This is a genomic window from Pseudomonas sp. NPDC087342, assembly GCF_044744265.1.
Taxonomy (GTDB): Bacteria; Pseudomonadota; Gammaproteobacteria; order Pseudomonadales; family Pseudomonadaceae; genus Aquipseudomonas; species Aquipseudomonas nunensis.
The window spans coordinates 179,851-192,048 of sequence record NZ_JBIUXZ010000006.1 but is presented as its reverse complement, the minus strand read 5'-3'; the positions used below and the strand labels follow the sequence as shown (position 1 = coordinate 192,048).

Annotated in this window: 10 protein-coding genes; 9 read left to right on the top strand and 1 reads right to left on the bottom strand. The window is 60.8% G+C overall.

The features are described from left to right. Position 1: 1 nt before the first annotated feature. The 7 genes from ACIOYV_RS16075 (at position 2) to ACIOYV_RS16045 (ending at position 6,392) form a co-directional block, all read left to right on the top strand. On the top strand, positions 2-1,069 hold the full coding sequence (locus ACIOYV_RS16075) for a microcin C ABC transporter permease YejB (RefSeq protein WP_054617294.1): 1,068 nt from the start codon (positions 2-4) through the stop codon (positions 1,067-1,069). After that, positions 1,069-2,091, top strand: a complete 1,023-nt coding sequence (locus tag ACIOYV_RS16070) for an ABC transporter permease (protein WP_054050652.1) — start codon at positions 1,069-1,071, stop codon at positions 2,089-2,091. Before ACIOYV_RS16075 ends, ACIOYV_RS16070 begins: the two co-directional genes overlap by 1 nt. A gap of 13 nt (positions 2,092-2,104) precedes the next feature. After that, on the top strand, positions 2,105-3,709 hold the full coding sequence (locus tag ACIOYV_RS16065; RefSeq protein WP_401324999.1) for an ABC transporter ATP-binding protein: 1,605 nt from the start codon (positions 2,105-2,107) through the stop codon (positions 3,707-3,709). Positions 3,710-3,820: 111 nt separating this feature from the next. Continuing rightward, complete coding sequence (locus ACIOYV_RS16060; RefSeq protein ID WP_265039740.1) at positions 3,821-4,342, top strand: DUF3455 domain-containing protein; 522 nt, start codon at positions 3,821-3,823, stop codon at positions 4,340-4,342. 191 nt (positions 4,343-4,533) lie between these two features. Then, positions 4,534-5,064, top strand: coding sequence for a sigma-70 family RNA polymerase sigma factor (locus ACIOYV_RS16055; protein WP_401324996.1), 531 nt, complete (start codon positions 4,534-4,536; stop codon positions 5,062-5,064). Then, positions 5,061-5,768 carry an anti-sigma factor domain-containing protein gene (locus ACIOYV_RS16050; protein ID WP_401324993.1) on the top strand — a complete coding sequence of 236 codons (708 nt, stop codon included), beginning with the start codon at positions 5,061-5,063 and terminating at the stop codon, positions 5,766-5,768. The genes ACIOYV_RS16055 and ACIOYV_RS16050 overlap by 4 nt, the downstream gene beginning before the upstream one ends. A 147-nt stretch (positions 5,769-5,915) precedes the next feature. Beyond that, positions 5,916-6,392, top strand: a complete 477-nt coding sequence (locus tag ACIOYV_RS16045) for a phage infection protein (protein ID WP_401324990.1) — start codon at positions 5,916-5,918, stop codon at positions 6,390-6,392. 296 nt (positions 6,393-6,688) lie between these two features. Here ACIOYV_RS16045 and ACIOYV_RS16040 read toward each other — a convergent pair whose 3' ends face one another. After that, complete coding sequence (locus tag ACIOYV_RS16040; RefSeq protein ID WP_401324987.1) at positions 6,689-7,780, bottom strand: DUF1615 domain-containing protein; 1,092 nt, start codon at positions 7,778-7,780, stop codon at positions 6,689-6,691. A 368-nt stretch (positions 7,781-8,148) separates the two neighbouring features. On the opposite strand from ACIOYV_RS16040, the gene ACIOYV_RS16035 reads away from it, so the two are divergent. Together ACIOYV_RS16035 and ACIOYV_RS16030 are read left to right on the top strand one after the other, a co-directional pair. Then, positions 8,149-10,362: a TonB-dependent receptor gene (locus tag ACIOYV_RS16035; protein ID WP_401324985.1), complete on the top strand. Its 2,214-nt coding sequence runs from the start codon at positions 8,149-8,151 to the stop codon at positions 10,360-10,362. Positions 10,363-10,612: 250 nt separating this feature from the next. Continuing rightward, positions 10,613-12,148, top strand: coding sequence for an FAD-dependent oxidoreductase (locus tag ACIOYV_RS16030; RefSeq protein WP_401324982.1), 1,536 nt, complete (start codon positions 10,613-10,615; stop codon positions 12,146-12,148). Positions 12,149-12,198 lie beyond the last annotated feature (50 nt).

Here is a 12,198-nt window from a genome sequence, read left to right as displayed (position 1 = left end):
CATGTGGCGTTATATGAGTCGTCGCTTGCTGCTGATCATCCCGACGTTGCTGTGCATTCTGGTGGTCAATTTCTTGATCGTGCAGGCCGCCCCGGGTGGTCCGGTGGAACAGGCCATCGCACGCCTGCAAGGTTTTGGCGGCAACGTCATGGGCGGCAGCGGTGGCGAGGTATCCGCCGTCGGCGGTGCCGGGCGCAGCAGTCGTGGCCTCGACCCGGCGCTGATCGAGGAGATCAAGCATCACTACGGTTTCGACAAACCGATGCATGAACGGCTGTGGCTGATGCTCAAGAACTATGCACAACTGGACTTGGGCAACAGCTTCTTTCGCGGGGCCAAGGTCACCGACCTGATCCTGCAAAAACTGCCGACGTCGATCTCCCTCGGGCTCTGGGCAACCTTGATCACGTACCTGATCTCGATTCCATTGGGCGTGCGTAAAGCGATCAGGAACGGCAGCGCGTTCGACGTCTGGACCAGCACCGCGATCATTGTCGGTTACGCGATGCCGGCGTTCCTGTTTGCGATCCTGCTGATCGTGGTGTTCGCCGGCGGCAGCTACGTCAACTGGTTCCCGGTACAAGGGCTGGTGTCGGACAACTTCGACAGCCTCAGCCCCCTGGGCAAGGTCGGCGATTACCTCTGGCACCTGGTATTGCCGGTAACGGCGCTGGTGATCGGCGGTTTCGCGACACTGACGATCCTCACCAAAAACAGCTTCCTCAACGAGATCAGCCGTCAGTACGTGATTACCGCTCGGGCCAAGGGCTTGACCGAGCGTCGCGTGCTCTACGGCCACGTGTTTCGCAACGCGATGCTGCTGGTGGTGGCCGGAATTCCCCAGGCATTGATCGAGGTGTTTTTCGCCGGTTCGTTGTTGATCGAAACCATCTTCAACCTTGATGGCCTCGGCCGCATGAGCTACGAAGCCGCCGTGTCCCGGGACTATCCCGTGGTGTTCGGCGCGCTGTTTCTGTTCACCCTGTTCGGCCTGTTGATCAAGTTGATTGGTGACCTCTGCTACACCCTGCTCGACCCGCGCATTGATTTCTCGGCGAGGACTGCCTGATGTTCACACTGTCGCCATTGGGCAAACGGCGCATCGCGCACTTCAAGGCCAACCGTCGCGGACGCTGGTCACTATGGATCTTCATCGGCCTGTGCCTGTTGTGCCTGGGCGGCGAACTGATCGCCAACGACAAGCCGCTGATCGTGCATTACCACGGCGCCTGGTACTTCCCGATCATCGAGGACTACGACGAAATCACCTTCGGCGGCGAACTGCCGTTCCAGCCGGATTACGCCAGTGCCTACGTGCACAACCTGATCGAAGGCCAGGGTGGCTGGATGCTGTTTCCACCGATCCCGTTCAGCTACGACACGGTCAACTATGACCTGACAGAACCGGCCCCCAGTCCGCCGTCGGCCAGCAATTGGCTGGGCACCGATGACCAGGCCCGGGACGTGTTGGCGCGGGTGATTTTCGGCACGCGGATCTCGATCCTGTTTGCCTTGGTCCTGACCGCGATCAGCGCGGTGGTGGGCATCGTCGCCGGGGCCTTGCAGGGGTATTACGGCGGTTGGGTGGACCTGATCGGTCAGCGCTTGTTGGAGATCTGGTCAGGACTGCCGGTGCTTTATCTGCTGATCATTTTGTCGGGCTTCGTCTCGCCGAGTTTCTGGTGGCTACTGGGGATCATGGCGCTGTTCTCCTGGCTGGCACTGGTGGACGTGGTACGCGCCGAGTTCCTGCGCGGCCGCAGCCTGGAGTATGTGAAAGCCGCGCGAGCCCTGGGCCTGACCGACAGCGAGCTAATGTGTCGGCATATCCTGCCGAATGCGATGACATCGACCCTGACCTACCTGCCGTTCATTTTGACCGGCGCCATCGCCACCCTCACCGCCCTGGATTTTCTCGGCTTCGGCATGCCCGCAGGCACGGCGTCGCTGGGCGAGTTGATCGGCCAGGCCAAGCGCAACCTGCAAGCACCCTGGCTGGGACTGACGGCGTTCTTTGCCCTGGCGCTGATTCTTTCGTTGCTGGTGTTTATTGGCGAGGCCTGCCGCGATGCGTTTGATCCACGATCTTGATCCCGGAGCTGACATGAACGACAACCTGATTGAAATTCGTAACCTGCGCGTCGCCTTCGGTGGCCAGGAAGTGGTGCATGGGCTGGACCTGGATATCCGTCGCGGGGAGTGCCTGGCACTGGTGGGTGAGTCGGGCTCGGGCAAGTCGGTAACGGCGCACTCGATCCTGCGGCTGCTGCCGGGTAAATCCGTCTCGACCTCGGGCAGTATTTGTTACAACGGTGTGGATCTGGTGCACGCCAGCGAAGCCCGATTGCGTGGTTTGCGCGGCAACCGGATCGCGATGATTTTCCAGGAACCGATGACCTCGCTGAACCCGCTGCACACCGTCGAGAAACAAGTCAGCGAAGTGCTGGAAATCCACAAGGGCTTGAAGGGTCGCGCCGCCAAGGCACGGACTTTGGAGCTGCTGGAACTGGTGGGTATTCGTGAGCCGCACAAACGGCTCAAGGCGTATCCGCATCAGTTGTCCGGCGGCCAGCGCCAGCGAGTGATGATCGCCATGGCCCTGGCCAACGAACCGGAACTGCTGATCGCGGATGAACCGACCACCGCGCTGGACGTGACGGTGCAGCAGAAGATTCTGGAACTGCTGATCGAGTTGCAGCAGCGCCTGGGCATGTCGTTATTGCTGATCAGCCATGACCTGAATCTGGTGCGACGGATCGCCCAACGGGTGTGCGTGATGCGCGAGGGCGAAATCGTCGAGCAGGCGGATTGCGAGACGTTGTTCCGGGCCCCGCAGCATCCCTACAGCCGCGTGTTGATCGAAGCCGAGCCGACCGGCGCGCCGGTGCCCAGCGAGTACAACCATAACCTGCTGGAAGTGGACAACCTCAAGGTCTGGTTCGCGTTACCCAAAGCGCTGTTCAGCCGCACGCAGGACTACATCAAAGCCGTGGACGGGGTCAGTTTGAGCCTGCATCGCGGCAAGACGCTGGGCATTGTGGGTGAGTCGGGTTCGGGCAAATCGACCCTCGGCCAAGCGATTTTGCGGCTGGTGGAATCCGAGGGCGGCATCCGCTTTGGCAACAAGGAATTGAGCATTCTCAATCAGCGTTTGATGCGGCCATTGCGGCGGCAGATGCAGGTGGTGTTTCAGGACCCGTTCGGCAGTCTGAGCCCGAGGATGTCGGTGGAGCAGATCATCGCCGAAGGCTTGCTGACCCACGGCATCGGCACGCCGGCGGAGCGTGAGGCGGCGGTGATACGCGTACTGAAAGAGGTCGGCCTCGATCCGCAAAGCCGTCATCGCTATCCCCATGAGTTCTCTGGCGGGCAGCGCCAACGCATCTCCATCGCCCGGGCGCTGGTGCTGGAACCGGCGCTGATCCTGCTGGATGAACCGACCTCGGCGCTGGATCGCACCGTGCAAAAGCAGGTGGTGGCCTTGCTCAGGGAATTGCAGATACGCCATGGGTTGACGTATTTGTTTATCAGCCATGACCTGGCAGTGGTGCACGCGCTGGCCCATGACTTGATCGTGATCAAGGATGGCAAGGTGGTGGAGCAAGGGTCATCGCGGGAGATTTTTTCGGCGCCGCAGCATCCGTATACGCGGGAGTTGCTCGCGGCCTCGGGCCTCGCAAAGGTAAACGCACCATTGGAATTGGCGTAGGAGCTGTTGAGTTTATTTTTTGGGGCACTGCATCCAAACCCCTCCCCGGTGGGTAGTCCTTGTAGCAGCCCCTGATGCTGCCAAGCGGTTTACTCATTGACGGAGATGTTTATGAACGCCAAACAGCTGATGTGCCTTGCCGGTTTTTTCACCGCAGCCCCTGTTGCCTTCGCCCAGGCCGACCTGCCGGACAGTGTCAAAGTCCCGGCCGGGCACAAGGTCGCGATGCAAACCACCGGGGTCGGTGAGATTACCTACGAATGTCGCGACAAGGCCAACGCGGCTGGCCAGACTGAGTGGTTTTTCGTCGGCCCCAAAGCAGTGCTCAATGATCGCGCCGGCAAACAGGTCGGCACCTACTTCGGCCCACCAGCCACCTGGCAGGCCAAGGACGGTTCCAAGGTGACCGGCACGCAATTGGCAGTCGCGCCGTCGAGCCCGGGCAACCTGCCCTATCAGTTAGTCAAGGCGAATCCGGCTGAAGGCAAAGGCGCGATGAGCGGCGTGAGCTACATCCAGCGCGTGGCGCTCAAGGGTGGCGTGGCGCCGAGTGCCGAATGCACGACGGCGAACAAGGGCCAAAAGGAGGTGGTGAAATACCAAGCGGACTATATTTTCTGGGCGGCGAGCTAAATCCTCTCGGCCTGATGCAATTCCCCTTTTGGGAGCGAGCTTGCTCGCGATAGCAGTCTTCCATCCAACATCGTTGTTGAATGTGAAGCCCCCATCGCGAGCAAGCTCGCTCCCACAGGGGTTTGCGGCCACGAGTTACAGAATGTTTGCTAGATTGCATTCAACATCCCAAACGCCACCGGCTGAGAACAGTGTCCTTGCCCGAGCCTTTTTTCGATTACGAAGCCCATTTGGCTGCCTGCGGACGTGGCGAGCGTCAGGCCCTGCAGGATTTGTATGTTCAGGAAAGTCCCCGCCTGCTCGGGGTGGCCAGGCGATTGGTGCGCGATACGGCGCTGGCCGAGGACATCGTCCACGATGCATTCATCAAGATTTGGGCCGGTGCAGCGGGATTCGATCCGGCGCGGGGTTCGGCGCGGGGCTGGATATTCAGCATCACCCGGCATCTGGCGCTCAATGTCATTCGTGACCATCGCCGTGAGACCCCGATGACCGATGACACCGAGTTCGCCTTCCACGATCCGATTGAATCGCTGGACCCCGCCGGGCGCATTCATCGCTGCCTGGATCACCTGGAACCCGAGCGACGGACCTGCATCCTGCACGCCTACGTTGACGGTTATTCCCACGCGCAAATCTCACTCAAACTCGGCACCCCGCTGGGCACCGTGAAAGCCTGGATCAAGCGCAGCCTGATGGCATTGCGGGAGTGCATGGGATGACCACTCGACCTGAAATTGAAACCCCAGAAGAACGGGACGAACTGGCCAGCGAATATGTGTTGGGCACGCTGTCGGCGCAGCTGCGCCAGGAGGTTGAACAACGCCTGGTCGTCGAACCTCAGTTGCAAGCAGCGGTAGACGCCTGGGAGCGTCGATTGCTGGGGCTGACCGATCTGGCCAAGCCGCAAGCGCCCTCGCCGCACCTGTGGCGGCGCATCGAGCGCAGCCTCAATGACTTGAGCCGGGCACCGGCTCCGGTGGCTTCCTGGTGGAATCTTCTGCCGCTGTGGCGCGGGCTCGCCGGGGCCGGGTTGGCCGCCAGTCTGTTACTCGGCGCATTGTTGCTGACCCAGGCCACGGTCAAACCGACCTATCTGGTGGTGCTGGTCGCCCCGCAGGACAACGCGCCGGGCTGGGTAATCCAGGCCAGTAATCCAAGGGAAATCCAATTGATCCCGTTGGGCATCGTCGAAGTGCCTGCGGACAAGGCGCTGGAGTTCTGGACCAAGGGTGATGGCTGGCAAGGGCCGGTATCGCTGGGGCTGGTGAAACCGGGGCAAACCCTGTCGGTGCCGCTGAACAAACTGCCGCCCTTGCAACCCAACCAGCTCTTCGAGCTGACGCTTGAAGGGGCGAACGGCTCACCGATTGGCAAGCCGACCGGCCCGATCCAGTTCATCGGGCGGGCAGTGAAGGTCATCTGACACACCCCATCATCAATGGCGCGAGAGGCCTCGCGCCCAACCATCATTGGCGTCGATGGTCACCATCACGTCAATGAAGTTCTCATAAAAAATCCCCGGCGTAACATCCGCTCCATACCCAACTAACAACACCCGGAGCACACGATCATGAAACGCCAAATCCTTCTCAGCATCGCTTTCTCGGTTTTCGCAGTTAACGCTTTTGCCGCGCCTTCTCGCACAATGATCGCCGAAGGCGGCTCGGATCGCTTGATTGAAAGCCGCGTGGCTGAGGGTGGTTCGGATCGGTTGATCGAGAATCGCGTCGCTGAGGGTGGCTCGGATCGTCTGATCGAGAACCGCGTTGCTGAAGGTGGCTCGGATCGTCTGATCGAGAACCGCGTCGCTGAAGGTGGCTCGGATCGTCTGCTGGAAAAACGCGTTGCAGAAGGTGGTTCCGACCGTCTGATCGAGAACCGCGTTGCAGAAGGTGGCTCGGATCGTCTGCTGGAAAAACGCGTTGCAGAAGGTGGTTCCGACCGTCTGATCGAGAACCGCGTCGCTGAAGGTGGCTCGGATCGTCTGATCCAGAATCGCGTTGCAGAAGGTGGCTCGGATCGTCTGATCCAAAACCGCACCGCATAAATCAATGGTTTCATCGCGATATTCAACAAAAAGCCCGGCCTGATCAGCCGGGCTTTTTCGTGCCTTAAACCCAACCCGTAGCAGCTGGCGAAGCCTGCGTTCGGCTGCGAAGCGGTCGTAAAACCTGAGCGCACGGTTTCCCGGAAGCACCGCGCTGGCTTATTTCGCGACTGCTTCGCACCCGAACGCAGGCTTCGCCAGCTGCTACAGGGAGCGTGTTTTGTCGTGATCCATCGGCAGTTCCAACAGGTGTACGCAATGCGCATGAGCTGCCGAAGGCTGCGATCTTTTGATCTTCAACGCCCCTTCGCCATACACCGCTGATACCGCTCATCAACCCGTTTGGCGAACCACGCCGTCGTCAGTTTGCGGGTGATCTTCGGGCTTTCCAGCGTAATCCCCGGCAACATCGCACGCGGCAATTGCCGCCCTTCAGCCTTGTCCGCCAAGGCAAAGACCTTCTGATAGAGCCTCGTCTCCTCGAACTCCAGGCTTTTACCCGTTTCCAATTGATCGTGAATCGTCGGATTGCGCATGCCCAATTGCTTGCCGAGGGTACGCACCGCCAGTTCCGTGGTGCCGGGCATGATCGAATCGTAACGAATCAAATCACCGTCCAGCGCCAGCGGGATGCCCGACGCACGGCTGACGGCATTCTGGAACGCCGCATTACGGCTGGCGTACCACCCGGCATTGAAATCGGCAAAGCGATACAGCGGCTGGGTGTAACTCACCGGATAACCGAGCAAGTGCGCAATGCCGAAGTACAGTCCGCCGCGACGGGTGAACACCTCATGGCGAATCGAGCCCGTCACCGGGTACGGATAATTGCGTGTTTCTTGCTCGGCAAACTCGATGCTGACCTGCATCGGCCCGGCGGTGTGCACCGGGTTGAAACCACCAAACAACGTCCGCCCCATGGGCACTATGCCGATGAAATCGTCGAAAATCGCGCTCAATTCTTTTTCGCTGCGGGCCGCGTTCAGCCGGTCGCTGTAACTTTTGCCGTTGGGCGAACTGACCTGCAAGGCACCGCTCACCAACAGGCCGGGAATATGCGCCTTGGCGGCGCGACGGTCGATCTCGTCCCGGGCGATCTTGCCCAGGCCCGGCACCGGTGGATCGACCTGGAAAGTTGATTCCTGCTCGGTAACGGCGAGCACCGCACACAGGTTTTGCGTGGTCGGGGAAATCTCTTGGGCGGCAAACGCCGCATAGATATCCGTCGCCCAGCCCTCGCGGTCAGCGGTTTTCGCCGGCAACAGCCGCACGATCTGCGCCTTCACCTCGGCGGGCTTGCGGGCCGGTGCTTCCTGGCTCTGCCGGGTGCCGCAACCGGCCAGGACCAGCAAGGCAGCGAGGCTGATGATCAATCGGTGGGCGTGCATGTTGCTCCATGAAGTCCGTTTAACCGGGTTAACCATACGATCAACTGCCGGGTGCAGGCTATGACTGCGGTCATTGGCGGCTGTTCCACCCAATTTTTCTGAACAACACAGCACCTTGTGGGAGCGAGCTTGCTCGCGATTGCGACCTGCCATTCAACAGAGATATTGACTGACAGGGCCTCATCGCGAGCAAGCTCGCTCCCACAAGGTTTTGTGCAAATTTTCCAGCCTGTTCGTGCACCGATGACAAACTCGTTGCGAAACGTTACTGAGAAAACATATCATTTGCGCCTGGAGTCGCATTTGCGCAAGGAGTTCCCCGCGCCGTTATCCTTTTTCTCATCGGCGGCGCGCCGCCAGGATCGAACATGCCCACTCCAGCCCGACTCGGCGTTCCCTTTCGCCCGACCCTTCTCGCCTTGTTTTGCGCCCTGTCCGTCTCTGCTCACGCCGCAACCACCGACAACGATGGCAAAGCGCTGGTGCTGGATGAAGTCAACGTCAACGCCCAGGCGCCAACCGCGACAGCCGCCCTGCCCCCGGTCTATGCCGGTGGTCAGGTAGCACGCGGCGGTCAGTTGGGTGTGTTGGGCAATCAGGACATGATGGACGTGCCGTTCACCATGACTTCCTACACCGAACAACTGATCCAGGACCAACAGGCCGAAGACGTCGCCGACGTGCTGCTCAACGATTCGTCGGTGCGCCAGGCTTCCGGTTTCTCCAACCAGGCACAGGTCTTCATGATCCGCGGCTTGCCCCTGAACGGCGACGACATTTCCTATAACGGCCTGTACGGCGTGTTGCCACGGCAGATCATTTCCACCGACGCCCTGGAGCGCGTGGAAGTGTTCAAGGGCCCGAACGCCTTTATCAACGGCGTGACCCCGACCGGTTCCGGCATCGGCGGCGGCGTCAACCTGCAGCCCAAGCGCGCCGGTGACGTACCCACCCGCCGCTTCACCACCGACATCAACGACGAAGGTCGCGTCGGTCAACACCTCGATCTCGGCCAGCGTTTCGGTGAAGACAACCGTTTTGGTGCGCGGGTCAACCTGGCCCAGCGTGAAGGCGACACCGGCATCGATCACGAAAACCAGCGCTCGAAACTGTTTTCCATCGGCCTCGATTATCGCGGTGACGCCCTGCGCATTTCCGGCGATTTCGCCTATCAGAAAGAACGCGTCAACGGTGGTCGCAACACGGTCAACCTGGGCAACACCACGCACATTCCAGATGCGCCGTCGGCCGACACCAACTACGCGCCGAAGTGGGGTTTCACCGACATCGAAGACACCTTCGGTATGCTGCGCGCCGAGTACGACCTGAACGACAACTGGACCGCCTACGCGGCTGGCGGCGCCAAGCACACCCGTGAAGTCGGGCGCTACAACTCCACCACGCTGGTGGGCAACGACGGGGCCTCGACCACCACTGGTTCGTTCATCCCGCACGATGAAGACAACACCAGCGTCATGGCCGGCCTCAACGGCCGCTTCGCCACCGGCCCGGTCACCCACAAGCTGAATTTCGGCCTGGCCGGTATCTGGACCGAACAGCGCAGCGCCTACGATTTCGACCTGACCCGTTACTCGAACAATATTTACCATCCGGTGGAGACGCCCTCGCCCGTCGGCAACTTCTCCGGCGGCGACTTGAGCGATCCAGGTATCGTCGGCAAAACCTTCGCCCGCAGCGGTGCAGTGTCCGACACCCTCGGCTTCTTCGATGACCGACTGTTGCTGACCGTCGGCCTGCGTCGCCAACAATTGGTGGTTCAAGGCTACGGCTACGCGCCGTATGGTTCCGGCAGCCGCACCACGGCTTACGACGAATCGATCACCACGCCGGTCTATGGCCTGGTGTTCAAGCCTTGGGACCACGTGTCGTTCTATGCCAACCGCATCGAAGGTCTGGCGCAAGGCCCAACTTCGCCGACCACATCCGGCAGCCGCATCGTAACCAACGGCAACCAGGCGTTCGCCCCCGCCCGTTCGAAACAGATCGAAGCCGGCGTCAAAGTCGACATGGGCACCTACGGCGCGAGCCTCGGCGTGTACCGCATCGAGCAGCCGAGCGATGGTTATTCGGTCATCACCAGTGCCACCACGGCGGAGTATGTTCGCCAGGGTGAACAGATCAACAAGGGCGTCGAACTCAACGTCTTCGGCGAGCCGATCGAAGGTCTGCGCCTGATCAGCGGCCTGACCCTGATGGACACCGAGCTGAAGAACACCCAGAACGGCGCCAACGACGGCAACCGCGCCATCGGCGTGCCGACCTTCCAGTTCAACGCTGGCGTGGATTGGGACGTGCCAGGCCTGCAAGGCGTAGCGCTGAACGCACGGATGTTGCGCACCGGGGGCCAATACGCCGACGCGGCGAACAACCTCAGCCTGCCGACGTGGAACCGCTTCGACGCCGGTGCCCGTTATGGCTTCAAAGTCGATCAGAAGGACATCACCCTGCGCCTGAACATAGAGAACCTAGCGAACGAGAAGTACTGGGAATCGGCACAGGCCGGCTACCTGACCCAGGGTGAGCCGCGCGTCGCGAAGTTGTCGGGCACCATCGACTTCTAAGCACCACCGCGCAATGAAAAGGCCCCGCAGTTTTAGACTGCGGGGCCTTTTTTGTTGAATGAAAAAGCAAAGCCAACATAAGACCCTGTGGGAGCGAGCTTGCTCGCGATGGCGGTGGTTCAGTCACATAGATGCTGGATGTACCGACGCCATCGCGAGCAAGCTCGCTCCCACAGGGATTTGTATTCACAACGCTCGATTGTCTTGTCTGAACCATACTTGTCCGACCCACCTTTCGGAGAGTGCCCTCATGAACCGAAGTGACGTGCTGATCATCGGCGCCGGGCCGACCGGTCTGGTGCTGGCGCTGTGGCTGAGCAAGCTCGGCATCCAGGTGCGCATCATCGACAAGACCTCGGCCCCCGGCACCACCTCCCGGGCCCTGGCCGTGCAGGCGCGAACCCTTGAGTTATACCGTCAGCTCGACCTCGCCGACGCCATCGTACAAAACGGCCATCGAGTAGCGGCGGCGAATTTCTGGGTCAAGGGCGAAGCCGTGGCGCGCCTGCCGTTGACCCGGATTGGCGAGGGCCTGACGCCTTACGCCTTCCTGGAAATCTTTCCGCAGGACGAACACGAAGCGTTGTTGATCGAACGCCTCGACACCTTTGGCGTCCGCGTGGAACGCGATACCACACTGGAAAATTTCACGGAAACCGGCGACGGCATCACCGCGCAGTTACGCCTGCCCGATGGCCAGGAAGAAACCTGCCAGGCCTGTTATATCGCGGGTTGCGACGGCGCCCGGTCGATTGTGCGCAAGACCCTCGACAGCGGGTTTCCCGGCGGCACCTACCAACAGATTTTCTACGTGGCGGATGTCCAGGCCAGCGGCCCGGCGTTCAACGGCGAACTGCACGTAGACCTCGATGAAGCGGACTTTCTCGCGGTGTTTCCCCTGGCCAGCGAAGGTCATGCGCGGTTGATCGGCACTGTGCGCGACGAACGTGCCGAGCATGCAGAAACCCTTGCATTCGAAGACGTCAGCAGCCGGGCCATCGAGCATTTGAAGGTCAGGATTGAACAGGTGAACTGGTTCTCGACCTACCGCGTGCATCACCGGGTCGCGGAGTTTTTCCGCCGTGATCGCGCGTTTCTGCTCGGCGACGCGGCCCATGTCCACAGCCCTGCGGGTGGCCAAGGCATGAACACCGGGATCGGCGACGCTATCAACCTGGCCTGGAAACTCGCTGCGGTTCTGAGCGGCGCCGCCACCGCGAAACTGCTCGACAGCTACGAAACTGAACGCATCGCCTTCGCCCGGCGCCTGGTGTCCACCACCGACCGGGTGTTCAGCTTCGTCACCGCAGAAGGCAAAGTCGCCGACCTGCTGCGCACGCGGCTGGCACCGTTCCTGATCCCCAAAATGACCTCGTTCGGCGCGAGCCGGGAATTCCTGTTTCGCACGGTGTCGCAGATCACCCTCAACTATCGCGGCATGCCGTTGAGCGAAGGCACCGCAGGCCACGTCCACGGCGGCGACCGCCTGCCCTGGGCCCACGATGGCGAAGGCGACAACTACGAACCGCTGAAAAACCCCGCGTGGCAGGTGCATGTGTACGGCGACACCAGCGACGAAATGATCGACTGGTGCATCGAGCATCACCTGCCGCTGCACGTGTTCGACTGGCGGCCGGCGTTTGATACCGCCGGATTGGCGCGCAACGGATTTTACCTGCTAAGGCCGGATACCTATGTGGCGATTGCCGATAACAGTGCAGATCCGAAAGTGATCGAGCGGTATTTCCGGGATCACGGAATACGGCCGTTTTTTGGGGCCCGCTGATGCACACAATCCAGTGTGGGAGCGAGCCTGCTCGCGAATTCGGTGGGTCA